Origin of the sequence: Pectobacterium sp. IFB5596 (assembly GCF_021432585.1) — a bacterium.
GTDB lineage: Bacteria > Pseudomonadota > Gammaproteobacteria > Enterobacterales > Enterobacteriaceae > Pectobacterium > Pectobacterium punjabense.
This window is the reverse complement of sequence record NZ_LXFY01000029.1, coordinates 81,278-106,969: the sequence shown is the minus strand read 5'-3', so window position 1 is coordinate 106,969 and position 25,692 is coordinate 81,278. Positions and strand designations below refer to the sequence as shown.

21 protein-coding genes are annotated in these 25,692 nt (G+C 49.6%); 11 read left to right on the top strand and 10 right to left on the bottom strand.

The window, feature by feature from the left end; translation table 11 throughout:
* Window positions 1-5 precede the first annotated feature (5 nt).
* The 3 genes from A6301_RS16655 (at window position 6) to A6301_RS16645 (ending at window position 4,224) form a co-directional block, all read left to right on the top strand.
* Window positions 6-1,349: a replication-associated recombination protein A gene (locus A6301_RS16655; RefSeq protein ID WP_205543332.1), complete on the top strand. Its 1,344-nt coding sequence runs from the start codon at window positions 6-8 to the stop codon at window positions 1,347-1,349.
* 104 nt (window positions 1,350-1,453) lie between these two features.
* The gene (gene serS / locus A6301_RS16650; RefSeq protein WP_215482482.1) at window positions 1,454-2,749 is read left to right on the top strand and encodes a serine--tRNA ligase; all 1,296 of its coding nucleotides are present in this window, start codon (window positions 1,454-1,456) and stop codon (window positions 2,747-2,749) included.
* Window positions 2,750-3,069: 320 nt separating this feature from the next.
* Complete coding sequence (locus tag A6301_RS16645) at window positions 3,070-4,224, top strand: MFS transporter (RefSeq protein WP_234258390.1); 1,155 nt, start codon at window positions 3,070-3,072, stop codon at window positions 4,222-4,224.
* Here the strand turns inward: A6301_RS16645 and A6301_RS16640 are convergent.
* A complete protein-coding gene (locus A6301_RS16640; RefSeq protein ID WP_107169754.1) occupies window positions 4,210-5,151 on the bottom strand; it encodes a LysR family transcriptional regulator in 942 nt (313 codons plus the stop codon). The genes A6301_RS16645 and A6301_RS16640 overlap by 15 nt on opposite strands.
* A gap of 274 nt (window positions 5,152-5,425) precedes the next feature.
* Between A6301_RS16640 and A6301_RS16635 the strand changes: the two genes are divergently transcribed.
* The 3 genes from A6301_RS16635 to A6301_RS16625 are packed head-to-tail and all read left to right on the top strand — an operon-like array spanning window position 5,426 to window position 9,456.
* Complete coding sequence (locus tag A6301_RS16635; RefSeq protein ID WP_234258292.1) at window positions 5,426-6,730, top strand: cytosine permease; 1,305 nt, start codon at window positions 5,426-5,428, stop codon at window positions 6,728-6,730.
* A 37-nt stretch (window positions 6,731-6,767) separates the two neighbouring features.
* Complete coding sequence (locus A6301_RS16630; RefSeq protein WP_205542190.1) at window positions 6,768-7,877, top strand: DUF917 domain-containing protein; 1,110 nt, start codon at window positions 6,768-6,770, stop codon at window positions 7,875-7,877.
* Window positions 7,878-7,887: 10 nt separating this feature from the next.
* On the top strand, window positions 7,888-9,456 hold the full coding sequence (locus A6301_RS16625; protein WP_234258291.1) for a hydantoinase/oxoprolinase family protein: 1,569 nt from the start codon (window positions 7,888-7,890) through the stop codon (window positions 9,454-9,456).
* An 86-nt stretch (window positions 9,457-9,542) separates the two neighbouring features.
* On the opposite strand, the gene pflA is transcribed toward A6301_RS16625, so the two are convergent.
* The 4 genes from pflA to ycaO form a co-directional block, all read right to left on the bottom strand.
* The gene (pflA, locus tag A6301_RS16620; protein ID WP_005967552.1) at window positions 9,543-10,283 is read right to left on the bottom strand and encodes a pyruvate formate lyase 1-activating protein; all 741 of its coding nucleotides are present in this window, start codon (window positions 10,281-10,283) and stop codon (window positions 9,543-9,545) included.
* A gap of 268 nt (window positions 10,284-10,551) precedes the next feature.
* Window positions 10,552-12,834 carry a formate C-acetyltransferase gene (pflB, locus tag A6301_RS16615; RefSeq protein ID WP_205542193.1) on the bottom strand — a complete coding sequence of 761 codons (2,283 nt, stop codon included), beginning with the start codon at window positions 12,832-12,834 and terminating at the stop codon, window positions 10,552-10,554.
* Between the two features lie 57 nt (window positions 12,835-12,891).
* A complete protein-coding gene (gene focA / locus A6301_RS16610; RefSeq protein WP_107169749.1) occupies window positions 12,892-13,752 on the bottom strand; it encodes a formate transporter FocA in 861 nt (286 codons plus the stop codon).
* A gap of 436 nt (window positions 13,753-14,188) precedes the next feature.
* Window positions 14,189-15,952, bottom strand: coding sequence for a 30S ribosomal protein S12 methylthiotransferase accessory factor YcaO (ycaO, locus tag A6301_RS16605; RefSeq protein ID WP_234258290.1), 1,764 nt, complete (start codon window positions 15,950-15,952; stop codon window positions 14,189-14,191).
* Between the two features lie 329 nt (window positions 15,953-16,281).
* Between ycaO and serC the strand changes: the two genes are divergently transcribed.
* The 5 genes from serC (at window position 16,282) to ihfB (ending at window position 21,790) form a co-directional block, all read left to right on the top strand.
* Window positions 16,282-17,367: a 3-phosphoserine/phosphohydroxythreonine transaminase gene (gene serC, locus A6301_RS16600; protein ID WP_205542197.1), complete on the top strand. Its 1,086-nt coding sequence runs from the start codon at window positions 16,282-16,284 to the stop codon at window positions 17,365-17,367.
* Window positions 17,368-17,448: 81 nt separating this feature from the next.
* Window positions 17,449-18,738 carry a 3-phosphoshikimate 1-carboxyvinyltransferase gene (gene aroA / locus A6301_RS16595; RefSeq protein ID WP_205542199.1) on the top strand — a complete coding sequence of 430 codons (1,290 nt, stop codon included), beginning with the start codon at window positions 17,449-17,451 and terminating at the stop codon, window positions 18,736-18,738.
* Window positions 18,739-18,946: 208 nt separating this feature from the next.
* The gene (gene cmk / locus A6301_RS16590) at window positions 18,947-19,624 is read left to right on the top strand and encodes a (d)CMP kinase (protein WP_107169745.1); all 678 of its coding nucleotides are present in this window, start codon (window positions 18,947-18,949) and stop codon (window positions 19,622-19,624) included.
* Window positions 19,625-19,740: 116 nt separating this feature from the next.
* Entirely contained in the window at window positions 19,741-21,414 is a 1,674-nt protein-coding gene (rpsA, locus tag A6301_RS16585) for a 30S ribosomal protein S1 (protein WP_107169815.1), read from the top strand.
* A gap of 91 nt (window positions 21,415-21,505) precedes the next feature.
* Window positions 21,506-21,790 carry an integration host factor subunit beta gene (gene ihfB, locus A6301_RS16580; RefSeq protein WP_005967571.1) on the top strand — a complete coding sequence of 95 codons (285 nt, stop codon included), beginning with the start codon at window positions 21,506-21,508 and terminating at the stop codon, window positions 21,788-21,790.
* Between the two features lie 115 nt (window positions 21,791-21,905).
* Here the strand turns inward: ihfB and hisIE are convergent, their stop codons facing one another.
* The 5 genes from hisIE to hisB are packed head-to-tail and all read right to left on the bottom strand — an operon-like array spanning window position 21,906 to window position 25,691.
* Window positions 21,906-22,538 (bottom strand): bifunctional phosphoribosyl-AMP cyclohydrolase/phosphoribosyl-ATP diphosphatase HisIE, encoded by a 633-nt coding sequence (gene hisIE, locus A6301_RS16575; protein WP_107169744.1) that lies wholly within the window; start codon window positions 22,536-22,538, stop codon window positions 21,906-21,908.
* The gene (hisF, locus tag A6301_RS16570) at window positions 22,532-23,308 is read right to left on the bottom strand and encodes an imidazole glycerol phosphate synthase subunit HisF (RefSeq protein WP_107169743.1); all 777 of its coding nucleotides are present in this window, start codon (window positions 23,306-23,308) and stop codon (window positions 22,532-22,534) included. Before hisF ends, hisIE begins: the two co-directional genes overlap by 7 nt.
* On the bottom strand, window positions 23,290-24,027 hold the full coding sequence (gene hisA, locus A6301_RS16565; RefSeq protein WP_107169742.1) for a 1-(5-phosphoribosyl)-5-[(5-phosphoribosylamino)methylideneamino]imidazole-4-carboxamide isomerase: 738 nt from the start codon (window positions 24,025-24,027) through the stop codon (window positions 23,290-23,292). The genes hisF and hisA overlap by 19 nt, the downstream gene beginning before the upstream one ends.
* Window positions 24,028-24,033: 6 nt before the next feature.
* On the bottom strand, window positions 24,034-24,624 hold the full coding sequence (gene hisH, locus A6301_RS16560) for an imidazole glycerol phosphate synthase subunit HisH (protein ID WP_107169741.1): 591 nt from the start codon (window positions 24,622-24,624) through the stop codon (window positions 24,034-24,036).
* The gene (gene hisB / locus A6301_RS16555) at window positions 24,624-25,691 is read right to left on the bottom strand and encodes a bifunctional histidinol-phosphatase/imidazoleglycerol-phosphate dehydratase HisB (RefSeq protein WP_215482473.1); all 1,068 of its coding nucleotides are present in this window, start codon (window positions 25,689-25,691) and stop codon (window positions 24,624-24,626) included. The genes hisH and hisB overlap by 1 nt, the downstream gene beginning before the upstream one ends.
* Between the last annotated feature and the right edge of the window lies 1 nt (window position 25,692).

The following is a 25,692-nucleotide window of genomic DNA, read 5'->3' as shown; positions in this document are numbered from 1 at the left end:
CCAGCGTGAGTAACCTGTCACTTGATTTTTCCCATAATGAATTCCAACCGCTGGCCGCGCGTATGCGGCCAGCAACATTGGCGCAGTATATCGGTCAACAGCACCTGTTAGGTGTTGGTAAACCACTGCCACGAGCCATTGAGGCAGGGCAGTTGCACTCAATGATTCTTTGGGGGCCGCCAGGAACGGGAAAAACGACGCTGGCAGAATTAATTGGGCATTACGGGCAGGCGGATGTCGAGCGTATTTCTGCCGTAACGTCCGGCATCAAAGAAATTCGTGAAGCGATTGAACGCGCTCGGCAAAATCGTAATGCGGGTCGCCGCACTATCCTGTTTGTCGATGAAGTTCATCGTTTCAACAAAAGCCAGCAGGATGCGTTTCTGCCACATATCGAAGATGGAACGATCACCTTCATTGGCGCGACAACGGAAAACCCTTCTTTTGAACTCAATTCTGCCTTGTTATCGCGCGCCCGCGTCTATCTGCTAAAAGCATTAACGGCAGAAGATATCGAACAGGTGTTATTACAGGCGATGAGTGACCGCGAGCGCGGATATGGTGAGCAGAATATTGTGCTGCCTGCTGAAACGGGTCGAATGCTGGCAGAGTTGGTCAATGGGGATGCCCGACGTGCGCTGAATAGTCTGGAAATGATGGCGGACATGGCAGAGATTGATGCGCAGGGTATGCGTGTCCTGACGCCGGCTCTCCTCAATGAAATCGCAGGTGAACGCAGTGCCCGTTTTGATAACAAGGGCGATCGCTATTACGACCTGATTTCGGCTTTGCATAAATCGGTGAGAGGCTCTGCGCCGGATGCAGCACTTTATTGGTACGCGCGAATCATTACCGCTGGCGGCGATCCGCTGTATGTTGCGCGACGACTGCTGGCGATTGCCTCTGAAGATGTCGGCAATGCCGATCCGCGTGCGATGCAAGTGGCGATCTCTGCCTGGGATTGTTTCACCCGCGTTGGTCCGGCAGAGGGGGAGCGTGCGATTGCACAGGCTATCGTTTATCTGGCCTGCGCCCCTAAAAGTAACGCGGTATACAGCGCTTTCAAAGCGGCAATGCAGGATGCTCGCGATAAACCTGACTATGATGTCCCCGAACATTTGCGCAATGCACCGACTCGGCTGATGAAAGAAATGGGTTTAGGGGCTGAGTATCGATACGCGCACAATGAACCTAATGCCTATGCGGCGGGTGAGAGCTACTTTCCGCCTGAAATGGCGGATACGCACTATTATGCGCCTACCTCGCGCGGCCTTGAGGGCAAAATTGGTGAAAAGCTCGCCTGGCTTGCGACTCAGGATCAAAATAGCCCGACAAAACGCTACCGTTGAACTAAGCGTTGCGGTAAGGTTATCAAGGTATTTTCTGAAGCAGGCGCGCCTAGCGCGCCGTGTTCGCCATCATTTCATTTGATAATCATAAGCACAGGATTAGCATGCTCGATCCCAATTTACTGCGTAATGAGCTAGACGCAGTCGCCGAAAAGTTACTGGCTCGCAGAGGCTTTAAGCTGGATGTTGAGACCCTGCGTAAGCAGGAAGAACGTCGTAAAGTATTGCAGGTAGAAACCGAAAACCTGCAGGCAGTGCGTAACTCCCGATCGAAAGAGATTGGTGCAGCGAAAGCACGCGGTGAAGATATCGAGCCTTTGCGTCGTGAAGTTAACACACTAGGCGAAAAACTGGATGCTGCGAAGGCAGAGCTGGATCAGTTGCAGAATGAAATTCGCGATCTGGCGTTAACGATCCCGAACCTGCCAGACGACGCAGTACCGCTTGGTAAAGATGACTCGCAAAATCAGGAAGTTACCCGCTGGGGTGAGCCACGTAAATATGATTTCCCCGTGCGCGATCATGTCGAACTCGGCGAGATGGCTGCCGGACTGGATTTTGCCGCCGCGGTGAAATTAACCGGTGCGCGTTTTGTGGTGATGAAAGGACAGATCGCTCGTCTGCATCGTGCACTTTCCCAGTTCATGCTGGATTTACATACGCAGCAGCACGGTTATCAGGAAGCGTATGTGCCTTACCTGGTAAACCATGCCACGTTATACGGTACGGGTCAGTTGCCTAAATTTGGCGAAGATCTGTTCCACACCAACCCTTTAAGCGAAGAAGCAGAAAGCAGCCAATATGCGCTGATCCCGACGGCTGAAGTTCCGCTGACGAACCTGGTGCGTGACGAGATTCTCGATGAAGAATCCTTGCCATTGAAAATGACCGCACACACGCCGTGTTTCCGTTCTGAAGCGGGGTCGTATGGCCGCGATACGCGTGGGTTGATTCGTATGCACCAGTTTGACAAGGTTGAACTGGTACAAATCGTCCGCCCTGAAGATTCCATGCAGGCGTTGGAAGAATTGACGACTCATGCTGAAACCGTGCTGCAACTGCTGAAATTACCTTATCGTAAGGTCTTGCTGTGTACGGGTGATATGGGTTTTGGCTCCACCAAAACTTACGATCTGGAAGTCTGGTTGCCGGCGCAGGACACGTACCGTGAAATCTCTTCTTGTTCAAACTGTTGGGATTTCCAGGCGCGTCGTATGCAGACTCGCTGCCGTAGCAAGTCCGACAAGAAGACCCGATTGGTTCATACGTTGAACGGTTCTGGTCTGGCAGTTGGCCGTACGCTGGTGGCGGTTCTGGAAAACTACCAGCAGGCTGATGGCCGTATTGAGATTCCTGAAGTGCTGCGTCCGTATATGGGCGGGCTGGAATTTATTGGTTAATCGCCGATGACCTGAAAAAAGCGCCCGTTTAAAGGCGCTTTTTTTACGCCTCCGGTTCGGTAATATTTTTTCATCGTAAAAATAGCTTCTCTATCTTAAACAACCTGTACGACTTAATTTTAAAGTTAAAACTGATTTAAAATCAATCGAGTAAATTCTTTCTGTTTTCAAGCGTAGCGGTATTTCTGTGGACGTTGATGAATACTTTCAATCCATAATTTGGGAAAGGACTTTTAGCACTTTTTGCCCGGATTGACTTTTATATACGCAGTGTCATGATGCGCTCACTCTTCTCCGGTTGTTTGGTTATCCACTTCGCTATGTCTGCTTATTCCCGCCCAGTGCTGTTATTGCTCTGCGGACTTCTGCTGCTGACGGTTTGTATTGCGGTATTAAATACTTTAGTTCCACTTTGGTTAAGTTATCAGGCTCTGCCCGTCTGGCAGGTGGGTCTGGTTGGTTCATCCTATTTCGGTGGCAATCTGGTTGGAACGCTATTAGCCGGTAAATTAATCAAACTTTATGGGTTTAACCGCAGCTATTATCTCGCAGCTTTATTATTTGGCGTTGCGATTGTCGGGCTTGGTATTTCTACGGATATTGGCAACTGGTTATTCTGGCGTTTTCTTGCTGGGGTAGGCTGTGCATTGATCTGGGTTGTGGTCGAAAGTGCCTTGCTGTGTAGCGGAACATCGACGCAGAGGGGTCAACTGCTGGCTGCTTATATGATCGCTTATTACCTTGGTAGTGTGATTGGGCAACTGCTGCTTGGTGTGTTGCCTACGTCATTATTGAGCGTGCTGCCGTGGATGGCTGCATTAGTTATTTTAGCCGTATTGCCATTGCTGTTTACTCATCTCCCGACTCCACCAGAACAGCACGAAAAACCTGTCAATATGTGGAAAATGCTGACATATCGCAGTGCGCGTTTAGGCGTACACGGCTGTATTATTTCCGGCGCAATTCTAGGTTCGTTGTACGGTTTGATGCCGCTGTACCTCTCCCATCAGGGAATGAATGATGCGCAGGTTGGATACTGGATGGCGCTGTTGATCAGCTCAGGTATCATCGGCCAATGGCCTATTGGGCGCATGGCGGATCGTTATGGCCGATTGTTGGTTCTTCGGGTGCTGGTTTTTGTGGTGATTATCGGTTGTATTGCCATGCTAAGTATCAGCCACTATGCCATGGCTCCGTCACTGTTCCTGCTGGGATGCGCAGGATTTACGCTGTACCCCGTTGCTATGTCGTGGGCATGTGAAAAAGTGAGCCCTGATGAACTTGTGGCAATGAATCAAGCGTTGCTCCTCAGCTACACGCTTGGCAGCCTTTGTGGGCCAAGCGTTGCTGCGGTATTGATGCAGAGTTACTCCGATCGATTGCTGTTTGTACTGATCGCGGTCATTGCTATGATCTACTTGATGCTGTTGCTCAGAAAAGTCAACCACCATCCAACGCCATTAGCTGCCGCCTGAATTAGCGGTTTCGAGGCTGGCTAGTGAGCTTTGTCCTGCTTCAACCATGTTATTCCATAGCGCTTCGGCTACTGGGCTAAGGCGCTGTTTTGCGTTTCGCACCAGATAAAATATGCTGGTTAGCCCGAGTTTTTCTGGTGAAATGGCTGTAAGCTGCCCATTTTCAACCCATTTGGCTGCGTAGTGGTCGGGAAGAAAACCAACATGTGTGCCCGCTAACAAGAGTAATAAACTGCCTTCTACGTTCCATGCTGTATTTTGCAGACCTTTCTTTGCTACTGGGCCTAGCTGTTTACTAATTTCGTGCAGTGCGTGGCCACCAATCAGTAATCTGTTCGGATTAAGTGTCCCATCTTGCCACTCTTGTTCTATCCTTGCCGCATTTTCCGACGCGGAATAAAAATAGCTTTTCTCGACAAAAACAGGTTGGAAATAAATATCTGCTGGAACATCATCCGGCAAGACGCTAAGAATAATATCGATATGCCCATTTTTTAAACGTTCCATCAGCGGGGTGTAATCACCTATTTCCAACTCAACGGCGACGTCAGGGCTCTGAATGTACAACTGCCCAATCGCGTTGGAGATAACTTTAGCTGGGTGAGTGACGGTGTTATCCAGGCAACCAATACGAGCTTCGCCAATGAGTTGATGTTTTATCCTGGCTAATCTATTTGCAAAATCATCCAATGTAGCAATAACGGATTTGGCTTCCTGATAGACCACCTCGCCTTCCGTTGTGAGAGCAAATCCTCCACGTCCACGTTCACACAAAACAAGCCCAAGCGTGTCTTCAAGGCGAGACAAGTAGTGGCTAAGGACTGGCTGGCTTAAACCCGTTGCCACCTGTGCATTAGTAATCCCTTGCTTTTCAACGATTTTACAAAAAAGTTTTAACCAGCGAATCTCCAGCTTATCTAAGCGCATAGCATTTCCTTCGCATACATTACATATCTGAATGTTAACATCAAAATATATCTGTATTAATCGATATGAAACCCATTTATCTTGTTGTCACGCCACATCATTGATGTGGTCGCCACAAAAAAGTGTGGTTTTATGCGTCACATCAGGGTCTCTTATAAGCATAATGGTGTTGTTAGCTTGCTGGCGACACCATTGTTCTATACGTCGTCAGACAACCTCTATAAAATATCAGAACGCTAAAATAATTATTTGCTGTTTATTTGATGGAGGGGTTATGTCTCAAGGGAATGCTGTGCCTGAAAAACAACCACAGGGTCGGCAAATCTATGATTACGAATATGAACCTGTGCCTGCCGAAGCCAGAAAAAGTTGGTATGTCATTGCCTTAATATGGCTGGCAATGGGAATTGATATATCGGGTCTTTTCCTCGGTGCTTTCTTAAGTGGCGGGTTACCTTTTTCTCATGCCGTCAGTGCCACACTTATCGGATCTGCCTTTTTAGGCGTGCTGGCAGCATTATGTGCTAATGTCGGCTACGGCAGTGGATTATCAACAACCTTACTCAGTATTTCCGTTTTTGGACGCCTTGGTGGAAAAATCATCGGTGTTTTCTCCGCTGTCTCATTGATTGGTTGGTTTGCCTTTCAACTCGATTTCTTTGGTGTAATGCTGCAAAAGGCACTCCTACATTATCAATTTGAACCAGGTCGTTTTCTTATTTTAGTCTTTGGTATGGTGCTAATGACCTCTACTGCTATTTGGGGAGTCAGGGCATTGGGGAAACTGAGTATATTCAGTGTCCCGCTCATGTTGATATTGATAATTACAGGTCTGGTTCTGGCGGCCAATAACCACCCTGAAATACCTATTCAGATAATTAAAGCGCCAATTAGCATGGGGAGCGCGATTTCCTATGTTGTCTCTATCTGGATAGTCTCGGCAGTAATGTCGCCGGATATTGCTCGCTATGCTAAAACTCGTAAAGATGCGCTTCTTGGTGCAGGGCTAGGCTTCTTTTTAGGTAATAGTTCAACGATAGTCGTTGCATTAATTCTGACTCACTTGGTGGGTACAGAGGATTTGGTGGAAGTGTTCTTCAGTATTGGTTTGGGTATGTCCGCTATTGTGGTGCTTATTTTTGCTCAGTGGACCACAAACAGTACCAACCTTGTTTCTGCCTCACTGGGATTATCCGTTGTTATTCGAGCGCTATCACGGCCAATATTGGTTGTGTTAATGGCTATTGTTGGGTTGCTGTTAGCGTATAACGGCATGATTAATAATTTTACTCAATTCTTGTCATTGCTCGGCGTATTGATTTCCCCTATCGCGGGTGTCTATCTTGTCGAATATTATTTTATTAAGTCCTCGCGCTTGCAGAAAAATGTATCAGAAGCATCATTCTTGAATGTGGCGGCGGCTATATCTTGGTCACTTGGCAGTATTGTGAGCCTGTTAACCTCCCCAGATTTTTTCGATTTATTTACGATAAGCTCAATCTCTGCCTTGGATGGCGTAATTGTGAGTATGGTGATTTATATCGGCATACATAAAATTTTTCCTCAATTGGCAGATTGAACGTGTTACGCAGATAACACGAGATCTTGGATAGGGTATGTCTCGTTATATTAATGAACAAGCAATTGATGATATAGCACTAGGGGCTGCTGTTCTTGGTACTGGAGGCGGCGGCGATCCGTATGTCGGTTCCTTAATGGCAAAATATGCATTAAAGACGGCGACGACAGTATCTATATTCAGTTTAGATGAAATCAACGATGACGATGTGTTTGTGCCTTGTAGCATGATAGGTGCAACGACGGTTGTTGTAGAAAAAATAATGTCAGCGAACCAATTTGTTCAGGCATTTGATGCGATGGAGAAGGTACTTGAGCGACCTATATCCGCAACATTTCCAATCGAGGTTGGCGGCATTAACTCGCTAATGCCGTTTGTCGTTGCGGCTAAAAAAGGGCTGCCGGTTATTGATTGTGACGCAATGGGGAGAGCCTTCCCCGAAGCACAGATGGTGACCTTTTTCCTTGATGGTTTACCTTCGGCACCCAATACGCTGGCTGATGAGAAAGGTAACTCGGTTATCCTTAATCCGATTGATGGTGTGTGGTCTGAACGGTTAGCCAGAGCCATTACAGAACAGATGGGGGCCGCCTGTGCGATGTGTGATTATCCGCTCCGTGGGCACGAACTCAAGCGTAGCGCGATTAAAGGGACGCTGACACTAGCGCAGAATATCGGGAAAACATTGCGGGAGTCTCATCAGTCGGGTAGCCATCCGGTACAGTCTCTGCTCACCGTGTTGAATGGTCATATCGTTGCATCAGGAAAGATTGTTGATGTTGCTCGGCGCACAACCGGCGGCTTTGCTCGAGGTAAAGTAGTGCTGGATGGCATGGGGAGCGACAAAGGCGAATCGTTTACGGTGCTTTTCCAGAATGAGCTCTTGCTGGCTTATCGTTCTTCACAGACGGCAGAACCTACGCAGGATAATTTGCTGGCCGTCGTGCCTGATTTAATCTCCATAGTAGATAGTGAAACCGGACGTCCGATCATCACGGAACATTTACGTTATGGGCAACGAGTCGATGTTATTGCCTATCCGTGCAATGACAAATGGCGAACGCCGAAAGGGATTGACGTTGCGGGGCCGGGGTATTTTGGTTATCCGGTGCAGTATGTGCCGATAGAACAGCTTGCAAATCGCTGAGGCTTTCCCGATGTTACATAAAAATGATTACCGGCTCGGGATTGATGTCGGCGGCACCAACACGGATGCGGCAATTTTAGATGCGAATCTGCACTGTGTTGCGACGGCCAAATGTCCTACCAGCCTGGATATCTACAGTGGTATAGAGCGGGCGATTGCTGAGGTATTGGCTAAGTCTGGCATCGCGCCGCAGCATATTCTCTATGCGATGTTGGGCACAACCCAATGTACCAATGCGATTGTTGAGCGGAAAGGGCTGGATCGTGTCGGATTATTGCGCCTGAGCCTGCCAAGTAGCGATAGCGTCCCACCGCTGTTTGGCTGGGATGACGAGTGGCAAAAGACATTAGGCGAACATTTCTACCAGATTCATGGCGGCTATGAGTTTGATGGCCGAGAGATCCATCCTGTACTACACAATGAAGTACTCGCGGTTTGTGACAAGATGCGCGGGCATGTCGATAGCGTGGCGATCTGTGGCGTATTTTCTCCAGTAAATAGCGAGCAGGAATTGCAGGTTGCCCAGTGGGTGAATGCAGTATTACCGGATGTCTCCTTGTCGTTATCTCACCGGATAGGCAGTACGGGGTTACTGGAAAGGGAAAACGCGACCATCCTGAATGCATCGTTGCAAAGTACTGCGAACCGCTTTGTTAACGGCTTTACGCAAGCGCTAGTTCGGCACGGGATTAACGCTACGCCGTTCTTCGGGCAAAATGATGGCACATTGATGTCCGAGAGCATGGTGAAGCAATATCCCATTTTGACGATGGCCTGTGGGCCAACGAACTCGATTCGCGGGGCATGCCACCTTTCGGGATTGGATAATGCGCTGATTATCGATGTCGGCGGCACAACAACGGATATTGGCGTCTTGGTGAATGGCTTCCCGCGTGAATCGGCAATTGCTGTTGAAATCGGCGATGTACGGACGAATTTCAGAATGCCAGACATTATTTCTATCGGCATTGGTGGCGGAACCTGTGTGCGGCAGTCTCAGGATGGGACGCTCACCCTTGGGCCTGACAGCGTTGGCTATCGTCTTCTTGAACAGGGCGTCAGTTTCGGCGGGGAAACGTTAACGCTCAGCGATATTATGCTGCAACTTCATCGTGAGCGATGGACATCAGCGCTTTCTCACCCGTTGCCTGAGTTGGATAAAATACTTTGCCAGCAAGCTTATCGTCAGATGATTGATAAAGTGGAAAGTGCTATTGATCGGATCAAATCGTCAAGCGCGGCTATTCCCGCAGTGCTTGTTGGTGGTGGAAGTATTTTGTTGCCTGAGGTTTTATCTGGCATCAGCCAGGTTGTGCGTCCGCTGAACTTCGATGCGGCAAATGCGGTGGGTGTTGCGTTAGGGAAGGTTGGGGCGCAGATCGAGCGTGTGGTTAAAATGCCAGATCACGATCGTGAAAAGGTAAAAAGCGAATTGCAGCAGCAAACTATTTGTCTGGCTGAAGAGACGGGCGCTATGTCGGGCAGCGTTGAAATTATCGACTATCAGGAAATTCCTTTGGCCTATCTGCCAGGGAATGCGGTACAGGTGAAAATCAAAGCGGCAGGTAATCTGGCTTAGCACCGCATAACGATTTAGTGATGTTAGTCTGCTGAAATGAAAATAGCGCGCCGTGAGCGCGCTATTTTTGCAGAAAGCGTCCGAGATTAGTAGATGACCTTGTGACCGTAACTTTCAAGAATTGATTTAACGCGATCCATTGTATCGGCCTTCGGCGGTTTAACACCGTCTAATTTGTACTCTTCGCCCATTGCGATCCACTTGTGTTTACCAAGCTCATGATAGGGCAGAAGTTCAATTTTCTCGATGTTCGTCATATCCTTCGTAAACTCGCCCAGTTTATGCGCGGACGCGTCGTCGTCAGACCAGCCGGGCACGACCACATAACGTATCCAGGTACGCTGGTTACGTTTTGCCAGATAACGAGCGAAGTCCAGAGTACGATGATTCGATACGCCAACTAAATTCTGATGTATATCATCGTTCATTTGCTTTAAATCGAGCATCACCAAATCGCTGACGTCCAATAGCTCGTCAATAACGGGGTCGTAACGGCGCACGAACCCATTGGTGTCCAGACAGGTATTGATACCTTCTGCCTTACAGGCGCGGAACCAGTCGCGCACAAACTCGGCTTGCAGTATGGCCTCACCGCCTGATGCGGTTACGCCGCCGCCGGATGCATTCATAAAGTGGCGATAAGTCACGACTTCTTTCATGAGTTCTTCCACTGTCACTTCTTTGCCGCCGTGTGTATCCCAGGTATCACGGTTATGGCAATACAGACAGCGCATCAGGCAGCCCTGGAAGAAGATGATGAAACGGATGCCTGGGCCATCGACGGTGCCGCAGGATTCAAAGGAGTGGATGCGACCGATTACTGACATTGCGAGGTTTTCTCCAAATTTGACCGGACAATAGCGGTCTTTATGAGCGCAGTCATGAGAAAGTTGGCATCGATCTGGCAGACGTTTCTGACAGAAGAACACCGTGTGACAGATGCTGCGTCGAATCTGTTTTGCAAGCCATCCACAGAGTGGGGCAGCATAGCTGGCTGGCAAAACAGGCTAACAATTTGAACTACAAGCAAGGGTAAGAAAAAGGCCCCACTGACGTGGAGCCTTTATTTTACGCCTTTTCAGACAGCCATGGAAATTAGATTGACTGTGTGAAAGTACGGGTAATAACGTCTTGCTGCTGTTCTTTCGTCAGTGAGTTGAAACGCACTGCATAGCCAGATACACGGATAGTCAACTGCGGATATTTTTCCGGGTTTTCCATCGCATCAAGCAGCATTTCACGGTTCATGACGTTGACGTTTAAGTGCTGGCCACCTTCGATGCTGGCTTCATGATGGAAATAACCATCCATCAGACCTGCAAGGTTAGCTTTACGCACGTTATCGTCTTTACCCAACGCGTTAGGTACGATGGAGAAGGTATAAGAAATACCATCTTTCGCGTAAGCAAACGGCAGTTTGGCAACAGAAGTCAGAGACGCAACAGCACCTTTCTGGTCACGACCGTGCATTGGGTTAGCACCTGGTCCGAATGGTGCACCTGCACGGCGACCGTCTGGGGTATTACCTGTTTTCTTACCATATACCACGTTAGAGGTGATGGTCAGAACAGACTGCGTCGGGGTTGCGCCACGGTAGGTATTCAGTTTCTGAATTTTCTTCATGAAACGTTCAACCAGGTCGCAAGCCAGTTCATCTACGCGAGCATCGTTGTTACCGAATTGCGGATATTCGCCTTCGATATCAAAGTCGATAGCCAGGCCATCTTCATCACGAATCGGCTTAACTTTGGCATATTTGATGGCAGACAGGGAGTCAGCAGCAACAGACAGACCCGCGATACCACACGCCATGGTACGGAACACGTCACGATCGTGCAGTGCCATCAGCGATGCTTCGTAGCTGTATTTGTCATGCATGTAGTGGATGACGTTCAGCGCGGTGACATATTGCTTAGCCAGCCAATCCATGAAGTGATCCATACGATCCATCACTTCGTCGAAGTTCAGAACGTCGCCTTTGATTGGTTCTGATTTAGGACCAACCTGCATTTTCAGTTTTTCGTCCACGCCGCCATTGATCGCGTACAGCATGGTTTTCGCCAGGTTTGCACGAGCACCGAAGAACTGCATTTGTTTGCCAACGATCATCGGGCTTACGCAACAAGCAATCGCGTAGTCATCGTTGTTAAAGTCAGGACGCATCAGATCGTCATTCTCGTATTGCAGAGAAGAGGTATCGATGGAGACTTTAGCCGCATAGTTTTTAAAGCTTTGTGGCAGTTTTTCAGACCACAGAATGGTCATGTTAGGCTCTGGAGACGGCCCCATGGTGTACAGGGTGTTCAGGAAGCGGAAGCTGGTTTTACTTACCAGCGTACGGCCATCCAGACCCATACCAGCCAGAGATTCCGTTGCCCAGATTGGGTCACCAGAGAACAGCTCATCGTACTCAGGAGTACGCAGGAAACGCACCATACGCAGTTTCATGACCAGGTGGTCAATCATTTCCTGAGCTTCTTCTTCCGTGATTTTCCCCGCTTTCAGATCGCGCTCAAGGTAGATATCCAGGAAGGTGGAAACACGCCCGAAGGACATCGCTGCACCATTCTGTGATTTAACCGCAGCCAAGTAACCGAAGTAAGTCCACTGAACGGCTTCCTGAGCTGTTGCGGCTGGGCCAGAAATGTCACAGCCATATTTAGCAGCCATTTCTTTAATTTGGCTCAGCGCATGGTGCTGATCGGCAATTTCTTCACGCAGACGGATTGTTGCTTCCAGATCTTCGCCGTTTTCCAGTTTAGTTTGCAGAGAAGTGAACTGAGCAAACTTGTCTTTCATCAGATAGTCGATACCGTACAGCGCAACGCGACGATAGTCACCGATGATACGGCCACGGCCATAAGCATCTGGCAGACCAGTCAGAACGCCAGACTTACGACAACGCAGGATATCTGGGGTGTAAACATCGAACACGCCTTGGTTGTGCGTTTTGCGATATTCAGTGAAGATTTTTTTCAGTTGAGGGTCCAGTTCACGGCCATAAACTTTACATGAACCTTCAACCATTTTGATGCCGCCGAACGGAATCAACGCACGTTTCAACGGCGCATCAGTCTGAAGACCAACGATCTTTTCCAGACCTTTGTTGATGTATCCCGCGTCGTGAGACGTGATAGTCGCAGCAACATGGGTATCAAAATCAACAGGGGCGTGAGTACGGTTTTCCTGTTTGATGCCTTCCATGACGCTGTCCCACAGCGTTGAAGTCGCTTTGGTTGCGCCAGCCAGGAAAGACTCATCACCTTCATACGGCGTGTAGTTTTTCTGGATAAAGTCACGAACGTTGACGTTATCCTGCCATTCACCTTTGCTAAAGCCTTGCCATGCATTGGCCAATTTTTCATTCAGCTCGGTCATTTTACACCTACCTTTGATATGGATTTCTTAAAACCCGACGTTGCGGCCGATTGCACCTTAGTGGTGCTTGTCTCCACCGCGCAAATAAATTACCCAATATGTTAAACCGACCATTACGCCGCCGCCGATGATGTTCCCTAGGGTGACGGGAATCAGGTTATCGGTAATGAAGTGGCTAACGGTTAAATGTTCAAACTGAGACGGCGCCATGCCAATGGCATTCCAGAATTCCGGGGCCGCAAAATTTTTGATAACGATGCCCATAGGAATCATGAACATGTTGGCGATGCTGTGCTCAAAACCGCTGGAAACGAACATGGCGACAGGCAGAATCATGGCAAACATTTTATCGGTAAGCGTACGGCCAGAATAACTCATCCACACCGCCAGACAGACCAGCAGGTTTGCCAGGATACCCAGACACAGCGCTTCAACGAATGTATGTTCAAGTTTGTGTTCAGCTGTTTGCAGAACGTTCAGACCCCACGCACCGTTTGCGACCATATGCTCTCCCGAGAACCAGATAAGTCCAACGAAGAAAAGCGCGCCAATCAGGTTGCCGACATAAACATTAGCCCAGTTACAGGCTAGTTGTTTCCAAGTGATACGTCCACTGGCTTTGGCAATCACGATGAGAACGGTTGAGGTGAACAGGTCTGCGCCGCAGACGACAACCAACATAAGGCCAAGGGAGAAGCAAATGCCCCCGATCAATTTTGCGATACCGAAAGGAATCGTCGCTGTCCCTGTGGTGGCCGTAATATAAAAGACGAAGGCGATCGAAATAAATACACCCGCAGTGATCGCTAAATAAAACGTCGTGCACGGTTGTTTGGTAGCTTTATAGACTCCGGCGTCTTCAGCAACTTTTGCCATAGCGGCCGGTAGTAATAGAGTGAAGGGGTTGTCAGCTTTCACACTAACTCTCTCTTAAAAATTATCAGCGTTGAGATACTAACAAAGCAGTATACGGTAAAATTTGACGTGGATCATATTGCAAGAAATTAACAGGTCGGCGGGGAGGGGGGGATACCGTGATTTTATGCTTAATTTATTGAATTTTATGATAAAAAAATATTTTAATTTTTGCAAAAAGAGTTGAATGACAGACGTTAAACCTACCGATTTAGCGTTAATAAAAATCATGTTTTGTAGAATTTCAGTACCACCTTGTCGAGGTAATTTAATTAAAAATTCACCATTCAATAACAATATTCTGATTATGCATCACGAATAATAAATTATTGTCCCTTGGATAATAAAATAGCCCTTTAAAATAAAGGGCTATTAGGGTTGTTAACAACAGAGCGTAGCCATCAATATAAAATTGTACGATGGCTGTATCGCGTAGACATTATTTTGACTGCCAATAACGACGTTTAGCTTGTTGCAGCTTTTCATAGGCAGCCAGCAACGACTGATGTGCAGGTAAAGAGGCAAAGGTATCGTCTACGGCAAACAGGCCGTAGAAGCACGCTTCTCCAGCAACGGCGGCACTGGCGACATCAACTGTTTCCTGACCGTACATTTTAGTAAAGGCATCGTAGTATTCAGCGGGATCGCGCTCAGGCTCGAGTGCCAGCAGCAGCAAGGTTTGCAGGCAACGATAGTAATTGCTGCGCTGTGCGCTGAAGACGGAGTCGTTGAAATCCTGCGTCCATTCTGTCCAGGTCAACGCCTGATCCAGGTCACCGCCGGCCAGTGCCAACATCGCTTTCAATTCGCCAACGCGCAGAGTGAACCAGCCGTTATCTTTACCAGTGGCAATACCAAGCAGTTCGCGTACGCGGGTGAAATCGTCCAGCCCTTCGTCATCCAACTGTTGCAACAGGGCCAGATAGTCTTCTTGTTCCCACTTGCTATCAGGCAGTGCCAGCAGCGTGTCACGCAGGTGAGCGCCCATGCTGTTATTAGCCAACAGCAGATCGTCGGCAGGGTAGATGTCTGACATGCCAGGTACGATGATGCGGCAGGCATAAACGGCCAGATGCTCATAGTCAGCAATGTAGACTTCTTTATCTTCCTGCTTGAAGATCGCCATCAGCGTGGCGAATTCTTCTTCCGTTGAGCCTTTAAAGCTCCAGTCGGCAAATTCATAATCTGCTTCTTTCTTGAACATATCCCAGGAGATCAGACCGCTGGAATCGATAAAGTGGGTTTCCAGATTCGCGTGCTCGGCCACTTCTTCATCATCAAACGTTGGTGGAGTAAACACATCCAGATCTTTCAAACCGCGGCCTTGCAGCAGTTCGGTAACGGTACGTTCCAGTGCCACGCCGAAATCAGGGTGCGCGCCGAAGGAGGCAAAACAGGTACCGTTAGCAGGGTTAAACAGCACCACGCAGATGACCGGATATTTCCCGCCCAGCGAGGCATCGTAAGAGAAAATCGGGAAGCCTTCTTTTTCCAGTGTCGCAATCGCTTCGACCACGCCTGGGTAGCGGTTTAGCACCTCTTGTGGAATTTCCGGCAGGCTGATGGATTCTGCAATGATGCGATTTTTGATACTGCGTTCAAACACTTCTGATAGCCCCTGAACGCGGGCTTCGTTGGCCGTGTTACCTGCGGACATCCCATTAGAGACGTACAGGTTACCGATGATATTCATCGGAATATAGACGGTTTGCTGATCGGACTGGCGGGTAAACGGCAGCGCGCAAATGCCTCTGTCGACATTGCCAGATTGCAGATCGATCAGATCGCTAGCGCTCAGTTCCTGTTCAGGATCGTAGAACTGGTGCAGGCGGGCATCCAAAATCCCTTCCGGCAGGGCATCGTCTTCTGGAATAGGGAACCATTTTTCATTTGGATAATGAACGAAATCATCGTTAGCGATCGTTTTGCCGAGGTAGAAGTCAGCAAAGAAATAGTTGGTGGACAGACGTTCGAAATACTCGCCTAACGCAGAAGCCAGAGCCGCTTTCTTACTGGCACCTTTGCCGTTAGTAAAGCAAAGTGGGCAATCGCGGTCTCGGATATGGACAGACCAGACGTTTGGCACCGGGTTCAGCCATGACGCTTCTTCGATGTTAAACCCCAGGTCCTGGAGTTGCTGTTGAAAACGGGCGATGGAATCTTCCAGGGCGGCGTCTTTGCCTGGGATAAACGTTTGAGTCATGGTGTTCACTCTTGTCGAGATTAGCGGAAGCGGCATGATACGGATTTTTCTGTCTGGACTCTATTTATTCATAACAGATCGGCAACAGTGAAAAAGTACAGGCTGAGTAACGTGCCGTTTTGCATGATGAAAGCGCAATAAGCGTTGCAGCCGCGATGGACGAGTGATAAAACCGATAGCAGGGTAAAAGTAGTGTGGTTATGGCGGTCGTTCCGTTATAACTACAATCGTGTAACAGCGGTGTTTTTATAATCGGCAGGTTTATAAAAATGACATTTGTAACAACGGTGATAAAAACAATCGCTATTTTTCAGGTGTGGTGAGGGGAAATGACTCAGATTTTTAATTTTAGCGCCGGTCCAGCAATGCTGCCGGTTGAAGTACTACGTCGTGCTGAACAGGAATTATGTAATTGGAATGGCCTGGGTACATCGGTCATGGAAATCAGCCACCGTAGTAAAGAGTTTATGCAGGTTGCTGCTGAATCCGAACAAGATCTGCGTGACTTGCTGAAAATCCCCTCCAACTACAAAGTGCTCTTTTGCCACGGCGGCGCTCGTGCGCAGTTTGCGGCAGTGCCGTTAAATCTTCTGGGTGAGCGTTCAACGGCGGACTACATCGACGGTGGATATTGGGCTCACAGCGCAATCAATGAGGCAGAAAAATACTGCACGCCTAACGTGATTGACGTGAAAACGCGTGTAGGCGATTTGCGCGGTGTTAAGCCAATGCGTGAATGGCAATTGTCTGATGACGCTGCGTTTGTACACTATTGTCCAAATGAGACGATTGACGGCGTTGCGATTGAAGAAGAACCCGATTTCGGCGATAAAATTGTGGTTGCCGACTATTCTTCCAGCATCCTGTCCCGCCGCATTGATGTCAGCCGTTATGGTGTAATCTACGCCGGCGCGCAGAAAAATATCGGCCCGGCCGGTCTGACGTTGGTTATCGTGCGTGAAGATTTGCTGGGTAAAGCGCGCCGCGAGCTGCCATCGATTCTGGATTACAAGATCCTGGCGGACAATGACTCCATGTTTAACACGCCGCCGACCTTTGCCTGGTATTTGTCCGGCATGGTCTTTAAATGGCTGAAAGAGCATGGCGGCTTGGCTGAAATGGAAAAACGTAACCAAGAGAAAGCCGATCTGCTGTATAGCGCGATTGACGGTAGCGACTTCTATCGTAATGACGTCGCGGTGGCGAATCGCTCTCGTATGAACGTGCCATTCCTGCTGGCGGATTCTGCACTGGATAAAGTCTTTCTGGAAGAGTCGGTTGCTGCTGGCTTGCACGCATTGAAAGGCCATCGTGTTGTAGGCGGCATGCGCGCTTCTATCTACAATGCTATGCCGTTGGAAGGTGTGAAAGCGCTGACTGAATTTATGGCTGACTTCGCGCGTCGCCACGGTTAATTAAGACCGCCCTTCGATACATTTTGATCAGCCCCGGCCTTTCCGGGGTTTTTATGTCCACGTTGAAAGAATAGGCTTTACATGCAGGAATCCCTGACCCTACAACCCATCAAGCTGATTAACGGTACCCTTAACCTTCCAGGATCAAAAAGCGTCTCTAATCGTGCGTTGTTACTGGCCGCCTTGTCTGAAGGCAAAACCCGGCTCACTAATCTGTTAGACAGTGACGATGTTCGCCACATGCTTACTGCGTTAACGGCGCTAGGCGTGGAATATCATCTGTCATCTGACCGAACTGTCTGTGAGATTATCGGTCTGGGAGGCGCGTTTACGGCAACACAACCGCTGGAGCTGTTTTTAGGGAATGCGGGCACCGCGATGCGCCCGCTGGCTGCGGCTCTGTGTCTGACGGTTGGCGATATTGTGCTCACAGGCGAACCTCGAATGAAAGAGCGTCCGATCGGGCATCTGGTCGATGCACTACGCCAGGGGGGGGCAAAAATCGATTATCTGGAGCAGGAGAACTACCCACCGCTTCGTCTGCACGGTGGTTTTCAGGGCGGTGAAATCAGCGTAGATGGTAGCGTATCCAGCCAGTTTTTGACTGCACTGTTGATGACGGCGCCTCTGGCCGTGCAGGATACGCAAATCAGCATTCAGGGCGATCTGGTTTCTAAACCGTATATCGATATCACGCTGCATATGATGAAAGCGTTTGGTATTGAGGTGCGTAACGAGAATTACCAGCGCTTCTTTGTCACAGGTCGCCAGCAGTACCGCTCACCGGGTGATTATCTGGTTGAAGGCGATGCGTCGTCGGCTTCTTACTTTCTGGCGGCTGCGGCGATCAAAGGCGGTGTTGTACGCGTGACTGGCGTAGGCCGTAATAGTGTACAAGGTGATATTCGCTTTGCTGATGTCCTGGAAAAGATGGGCGCGACCGTGCGCTGGGGTGAAGATTATATCGAATGCGAGCGCGGCGAGCTGCGCGCGATCGATATGGATATGAACCACATCCCTGATGCTGCAATGACTATCGCTACAGCGGCACTTTTTGCCCAAGGCGGTACGACCACGCTGCGTAACATTTATAACTGGCGCGTGAAAGAAACTGACCGTCTGGCAGCCATGGCGATTGAATTACGTAAAGTGGGGGCGGAAGTTGAAGAGGGTAACGACTATATTCGCATTACGCCGCCTGCGAAACTGAAAGCGGCAGAAATCGGTACCTATAACGATCATCGTATGGCGATGTGTTTCTCGCTGGTAGCGCTGTCGGATACGCCAGTCACAATTCTCGACCCGAAATGTACGGCTAAAACTTTCCCTGACTACTTCGAGCAACTGGCGCGTCTCAGCGAGCTTGCTTAATTCCTTTCTAAGGCACGGTTTCCGTGCCTTTTCTCCCATTCTACGCGCTATTTTTTCTTTTGAACTTGCGTACTACGTTCAGAGAATGTCTTATTTTCCCGCCATTCCGGCATTAGGGTAACCTTTCTCTGTATTGATGCGTATAATAAGGCTCCGTAACGCCATAAAACGGCGTAAGCGGAACTTCCCAGTATTAAAGGAGAGAGAAATGACGGTGATGGCACCGGTAGTTACGGTTGACGGACCGAGCGGCGCAGGCAAAGGTACTTTGTGTAAGGCATTGGCTGAGGCTTTACAATGGAACCTGCTGGACTCGGGAGCTATCTATCGTGTTTTGGCTCTGGCAGCGTTACACCACCATGTAGATATCAGCTCAGAAGACGCGCTGGTTCCGCTTGCTTCTCATCTTGATGTGCGTTTTATTGCAGAAGATGGGCAACTGAAAGTTATCCTTGAAGGCGAAGATGTTAGCCACGAAATTCGTACTGAAGCGGTAGGTAATACGGCTTCTCAGGCGGCGGCTTTCCCACGCGTTCGTGAAGCATTATTACGTCGGCAGCGTGCTTTCCGTGAGGCACCGGGGCTGATTGCCGATGGCCGTGATATGGGAACCGTGGTCTTTCCTGACGCACCTGTGAAGATTTTCCTGGATGCCAGCGCGGAAGAACGAGCACAACGCCGCATGCTACAGTTGCAGGGAAAGGGCTTTAATGTTAACTTTGAACGTCTTTTATCTGAGATAAAGGAACGGGACGAGCGCGATCGTAGCCGCCCTGTTGCGCCGTTAGTGCCTGCTGCCGATGCGTTGGTGCTGGATTCAACGGAAATGACGATCGATGAAGTGATAGCGCGCGCGTTGGCTTATGCCCGCGAAATTTTAGCGTAATCACAGAAAATTGAATTTTTACCTCGCTGTAAGGATGCACAGCGGGGCATGTTAAACAACCCCATCGAGCAGGATGCCAGATGGACGTTAAATTGAAACCCTTAAGATTATCAAACATGACTGAATCTTTTGCTCAACTCTTTGAAGAATCCCTGAAAGAAATCGAAACCCGTCCTGGTTCCATCGTACGTGGTGTTGTTGTTGCTATTGATAAAGATGTCGTACTGGTTGACGCCGGTCTGAAATCTGAATCTGCCATTCCGGTAGAGCAATTCAAGAACGCACAGGGCGAACTGGAAATTCAGGTTGGTGATGAAGTTGACGTTGCTCTGGACGCTATCGAAGATGGCTTCGGTGAAACGCTGCTTTCTCGCGAAAAAGCTAAACGTCATGAAGCATGGCTGACGCTGGAAAAAGCTTACGAAGAAGCTGCAACGGTTACTGGTATTATCAACGGTAAAGTTAAAGGCGGTTTCACTGTTGAGCTGAACGGCATTCGTGCGTTCCTGCCAGGTTCTCTGGTAGACGTTCGTCCGGTTCGCGATACGCTGCATCTGGAAGGCAAAGAGCTTGAGTTCAAAGTTATCAAGCTGGATCAGAAACGCAACAACGTTGTTGTTTCTCGCCGTGCAGTTATCGAATCTGAAAACAGCGCTGAGCGCGATCAACTGCTGGAAAACCTGCAGGAAGGCATGGAAGTTAAAGGTATCGTTAAGAACCTTACTGACTACGGTGCATTCGTTGATCTGGGCGGCGTTGATGGCCTGCTGCATATCACTGATATGGCTTGGAAACGTGTTAAACACCCAAGCGAAATCGTCAATGTGGGCGACGAAATCACTGTTAAAGTGCTGAAATTCGACCGCGAGCGTACCCGTGTGTCTCTGGGTCTGAAACAGCTGGGCGAAGATCCATGGGTCGCTATCGCTAAGCGTTACCCAGAAAGCACGCGTCTGACTGGCCGCGTAACCAACCTGACTGATTACGGCTGCTTCGTTGAAATCGAAGAAGGCGTTGAAGGTCTGGTACACGTTTCCGAAATGGATTGGACCAACAAAAACATCCACCCATCCAAAGTTGTTAACGTTGGTGATGTAGTGGAAGTTATGGTTCTGGATATCGATGAAGAACGTCGTCGTATCTCCCTGGGCCTGAAACAGTGTAAATCCAACCCATGGCAGCTGTTCGCAGAAACCCACAACAAGGGCGACCGCGTTGAAGGTAAAATCAAGTCTATCACTGACTTCGGTATCTTCATCGGTCTGGACGGCGGCATCGACGGTCTGGTGCACCTGTCCGACATCTCCTGGAATGTGGTTGGCGAAGAAGCCGTTCGCGAATACAAGAAAGGTGATGAAATCGCCGCTGTTGTTCTGCAAGTTGACGCAGAGCGCGAGCGCATCTCTCTGGGCGTGAAACAACTGGCTGAAGATCCGTTCAATAACTACCTGTCTGTTAACAAGAAAGGTGCTATTGTTACTGGTAAAGTTACAGCTGTTGACGCCAAAGGTGCTACAGTTGAATTAGCGGATGGCGTAGAAGGCTACCTGCGTGCTTCTGAAGCCTCTCGCGATCGCGTTGAAGACGCAACGCTGGTACTGAACGTTGGCGACAGCGTTGAAGCGAAATATACTGGTGTTGATCGTAAGAACCGCGTTGTTAGCCTGTCTGTCCGTGCGAAAGACGAAGCTGATGAGAAAGATGCAATCGCAACTGTTAACAACAAGCCGGAAGAAAACAATTTCTCCAGCGCGATGGCAGAAGCGTTCAAAGCAGCTAAAGGCGAGTAATCACAACGGTAGAATGAGCAATGTAAGTTGCTCATTCTTGTAACGGTAGTCAGTTATCCTGGCTATTGATAGCCACGCATTTGGAGGCGCTATGACCAAGTCTGAACTTATTGAAAGGCTTGCTGGACAGCAATCTCATATCCCGGCCAAAGTGGTTGAGGATGCAGTGAAAGAAATGCTTGAACAAATGGCGTCTACGTTAGCCGAAGGCGACCGTATTGAAATCCGTGGGTTTGGCAGTTTTTCACTTCACTACCGTGCACCGCGTGTAGGTCGTAATCCGAAAACAGGTGATAAAGTTGAGCTGGAAGGTAAGTACGTCCCTCACTTTAAGCCAGGCAAGGAACTTCGCGACCGCGCTAATATTTATGGCTAATTATTAGTCCTAGATACCAGCCTTATAAAAGCACCCATTTGGGTGCTTTTTTACATTTATCGATATCGTCTTTTCGCGTAACGCGTTACCAATTACTGATAACGCGGGGAACGGCTTATTTATTGTGACGTTCTTTCAGGCGATTGATGATAGTCGCCAGATCTAAATCCTGATCCTGTAACAGCACCAGCAGGTGATACATTAAATCCGCCGCTTCGTTGGTCAGCTCTTCACGGTCATGCACCGTTGCCGCTAATGCCGCTTCCAATCCTTCCTCACCGACTTTTTGCGCAATGCGCTTAGTGCCGCTGGCGTATAGGCGTGCGGTGTAAGAGCTATCCGGGTCGGCATGCTTGCGCTCGGCCAACAGTTGCTCTAACTGATAGAGGAATGTCCAGTCGCTGGCAGCAGGCGAGAAACAGCTGCTGGTGCCCAGATGACAGGTTGGCCCGATAGGATTAGCCAGGATTAGCAACGTGTCGTTATCGCAGTCTGGCGTGATAGAAACGACATTGAGGAAATGGCCGGAGGATTCGCCTTTCGTCCACAACCGCTGCTTGGTTCGCGAGAAAAACGTAACCTTGCCGCTCTCTTCGGTAGCCTGCAACGCGTCCTGATTCATGTAGCCCAGCATCAGTACTTCACCGGATACTGCATGTTGCACGACAACCGGCAGCATACCATCCGTTTTTTCCCAATCGAGTTGGTTTCGTTGTTCGTCGTTTAGAAAGCACTCTTTGCTTAACACACTCGAATCTCCACGCCTTGTTGCTTAAGATATTGTTTCAGTTCGCCAATATTAATAATTTGCTTGTGAAACACCGATGCTGCCAGCGCGCCATCCACGTGGGCGGTTTGGAACGCATCCAGAAAATGCGCCATGGTGCCTGCGCCACCGGAAGCAATCAGCGGAACGTTGCAGACATCACGCACCAGATTTAACTGGTGTAAATCATAGCCGTTGCGTACGCCGTCCTGATTCATCATGTTCAGGACAATCTCACCCGCACCGCGCTTTTGCACTTCTTGTACCCAGTCCAGTGTTTCCCAGGTGGTGACCTTGGTTCGCGTTTCATCACCCGTATATTGGTTTACATGATAGCGGCCAGTAGCAGTATCATGCCAGGTATCAATCCCAACGACGATGCACTGCACGCCATAGCGATCGGCCAGTCGAGTAATTAACTCAGGGTCGGCCAGCGCCGGTGAGTTGATGGAAATTTTATCTGCGCCGAAAGAGAGAATCTGGCCTGCTTCTTCCACGCTTTTAATCCCGCCCGCCACACAGAAGGGAATATCAATCACTTCCGCAACGCGGGATACCCAGCTTTTGTCGACCACGCGACCGTCGGAAGAGGCGGTGATATCATAAAACACCAGTTCATCAGCGCCTTCTTGCGCGTAGCGCTGCGCTAGCGGCACGATGTCACCGATGATTTCGTGGTTGCGGAACTGAACGCCTTTGACGACCTGACCGTTACGCACGTCCAGACAGGGAATTATCCGTTTTGCCAGCATGAAATCGCCTCCGTGACATTAAATTTACCTTCTAACAGCGCACGTCCCACGATAACGCCCTGCACGCCACTGCCGCGCAAATTGGCGATATCAGTCAGATTACCGATGCCGCCGGATGCCTGAAAGGCAATCTGCGGGTAGCGTTGGCTGATTTCACGATAGAGCTCGACGTTGGAGCCGCTCAGCGTGCCGTCACGGGAAATATCGGTGCATAGAACGTGTTTCAGACCGAAGGGCAAATATTGTTCGACGACCTGCTCAAGCGTAGCGTCCGAATTTTCCTGCCAGCCGCTGATGGCGACGAACTTGGTGCCGTTGGCATCGATACGCACGTCCAGCGCCAATACCAGCGCTTCTGCGCCGTAGCGAGTGAACCATTGTTGGACGAGTTCTGGCTGCTTAACTGCGGTGGAACCGATGACGACACGGCTGGCACCGGCTTTTAGTAACGCTTCTACGTCCTGCTCAGTGCGGATACCGCCGCCAATCTGAACGGGTACGCTAACGCCAGCTAACAGTGTTGTTAATAGGGGAATCTGGCGGGCGGATGGATCTTTTGCTCCGGTCAAATCCACTAAATGCAGCACGCCAGCCCCTTGTTGCTGGTAATCCTGTAAACGGGGGAGCGGATCGCTGCCGTATTGGCGCTGTTGGCCATAATCACCCTGATGCAGGCGGACAACCTGTCCATCGATCAGATCTAATGCGGGAATAATCATGACGCTCTACATCTCCAGAAAATTTTTCAGCAACTGCGCGCCCGCAGCACCAGAACGCTCAGGGTGGAACTGCACGCCAAAGAAATTATCTTTCTCCAGCGCAGCGGTGAAGGCTTCGCCGTAGTTGGCTTGTGCAATCGTGTTTCCGCAGACCGGCATGGCGTAGCTGTGAACAAAATAGAAATAAGCGCCGTCATCGATATCACGGAACAAACGATGCCCTGCTTTCGGCGTCACCTGATTCCAGCCCATATGCGGCAGCGGCAAGCCGTGATCAATCATCTTTTTCACGGGAGCATCGACAATCCCCAGCGTGGGGATGCCACCGTTTTCGTCGCTGTTTGTGCCCAGCAACTGCATGCCGAGGCAAATACCGAGAACGGGCTGGGTACAGGCCTTGATCAACGCAATCAGGTCACGCTCTTCCAGTTGATTCATTGCCGCCTGCGCAGTGCCAACGCCTGGCAGAAATAACTTATCCGCTTGCAGGACAATCTCGGCCTCACGGCTCACAACGGGCGTATACCCCAACCGCTGCACGGCGTAGGTCACCGAAGAGAGGTTAGCGCAGCCAGTATCAAGAATGACGACCTTCATCAGAGCACTCCTTTCGAACTCGGCAGCGTATCACCCTCAACGCGAATTGCCTGACGCAGCGTGCGTCCGAAGACTTTAAACAGGCTTTCCACACGGTGATGATCGTTGCGCCCTTTGGTTTTCAGGTGCAGCGTACAGGCCATTGAATAAGACAGTGAACGGAAGAAGTGTTCAACCATTTCCGTACTCAGATCGCCAACGCGCTGGTAGCTGAACTCTGCTTTATATTCCAGATGCGGACGCCCTGAAATATCCAACGCACAGCGTGCCAGGCACTCATCCATCGGCAGAACGAAACCAAAACGGCCAATCCCGCGTTTGTCGCCCAATGCTTTATTCAGGGCTTCGCCCAGTGCTAAACCGGTATCTTCTACCGTGTGGTGATCGTCAATGTACAGATCGCCTTTCACTTCAATGTTCATGCGGAAACCGCCGTGCGTGGCGATTTGATCCAGCATGTGATCGAAGAAACCGACGCCGGTGTTAATTTTGCTGCCGCCTTCCTGATCCAGCCAGACGTTCACATCAATCGCGGTTTCACGCGTGACGCGGTTGACGTGCGCATGGCGGTTACGCTTGGTCAACTGGTTGGTGATCGCTTGCCAGTTCAGCCCGCCACGCTGGTAGAGCAGGCCCGTGATGCCCATATTTTGCGCCAGTTGGATATCGGTCTGGCGGTCGCCGATGACGTAGCTATTCGCCACATCCATCAGGCCGTTGTTCAAATAGGCGGTCACCAGTTCGGTTTTTGGCTTGCGGCAGGTACAGTTATCTGCGGGCAAATGCGGGCAAATCAGCACTTGCTCAAAATTGATGCCCTGAGATGTCAGAATTTGCATCATCAGATTGTGCGGCGGATCGAAAGTTTCCTGCGGAAAGCTCTCGGTGCCCAGCCCATCCTGATTCGTAATCATCACCAGCGTATAACCAGCCTTTTGCAGCGCCAACAGCGAGGGAATGACATCTGGTTCCAGCGCCAGTTTATCCAGACGGTCAACCTGAAAATCCTCAGGTGGTTCAGCAATTAATGTTCCGTCACGGTCGATAAAGAGGTATTTCTGGCCCACG

What these genes read in the sequence shown, in the direction of transcription:
- serC (WP_205542197.1), top strand. Translation starts at nt 16,282, where the DNA reads ATGACTCAGATTTTTAATTTTAGCGCCGGTCCAGCAATGCTGCCGGTT.
- aroA (WP_205542199.1), top strand. Translation starts at nt 17,449, where the DNA reads ATGCAGGAATCCCTGACCCTACAACCCATCAAGCTGATTAACGGTACC.
- cmk (WP_107169745.1), top strand. Translation starts at nt 18,947, where the DNA reads ATGACGGTGATGGCACCGGTAGTTACGGTTGACGGACCGAGCGGCGCA.
- hisA (WP_107169742.1), bottom strand. Translation starts at nt 24,027, where the DNA reads ATGATTATTCCCGCATTAGATCTGATCGATGGACAGGTTGTCCGCCTG.
- pflA (WP_005967552.1), bottom strand. Translation starts at nt 10,283, where the DNA reads ATGTCAGTAATCGGTCGCATCCACTCCTTTGAATCCTGCGGCACCGTC.
- pflB (WP_205542193.1), bottom strand. Translation starts at nt 12,834, where the DNA reads ATGACCGAGCTGAATGAAAAATTGGCCAATGCATGGCAAGGCTTTAGC.
- A6301_RS16640 (WP_107169754.1), bottom strand. Translation starts at nt 5,151, where the DNA reads ATGCGCTTAGATAAGCTGGAGATTCGCTGGTTAAAACTTTTTTGTAAA.
- ycaO (WP_234258290.1), bottom strand. Translation starts at nt 15,952, where the DNA reads ATGACTCAAACGTTTATCCCAGGCAAAGACGCCGCCCTGGAAGATTCC.
- A6301_RS16635 (WP_234258292.1), top strand. Translation starts at nt 5,426, where the DNA reads ATGTCTCAAGGGAATGCTGTGCCTGAAAAACAACCACAGGGTCGGCAA.
- ihfB (WP_005967571.1), top strand. Translation starts at nt 21,506, where the DNA reads ATGACCAAGTCTGAACTTATTGAAAGGCTTGCTGGACAGCAATCTCAT.
- A6301_RS16645 (WP_234258390.1), top strand. Translation starts at nt 3,070, where the DNA reads ATGTCTGCTTATTCCCGCCCAGTGCTGTTATTGCTCTGCGGACTTCTG.
- hisH (WP_107169741.1), bottom strand. Translation starts at nt 24,624, where the DNA reads ATGAAGGTCGTCATTCTTGATACTGGCTGCGCTAACCTCTCTTCGGTG.
- serS (WP_215482482.1), top strand. Translation starts at nt 1,454, where the DNA reads ATGCTCGATCCCAATTTACTGCGTAATGAGCTAGACGCAGTCGCCGAA.
- A6301_RS16630 (WP_205542190.1), top strand. Translation starts at nt 6,768, where the DNA reads ATGTCTCGTTATATTAATGAACAAGCAATTGATGATATAGCACTAGGG.
- A6301_RS16625 (WP_234258291.1), top strand. Translation starts at nt 7,888, where the DNA reads ATGTTACATAAAAATGATTACCGGCTCGGGATTGATGTCGGCGGCACC.
- hisF (WP_107169743.1), bottom strand. Translation starts at nt 23,308, where the DNA reads ATGCTGGCAAAACGGATAATTCCCTGTCTGGACGTGCGTAACGGTCAG.
- rpsA (WP_107169815.1), top strand. Translation starts at nt 19,741, where the DNA reads ATGACTGAATCTTTTGCTCAACTCTTTGAAGAATCCCTGAAAGAAATC.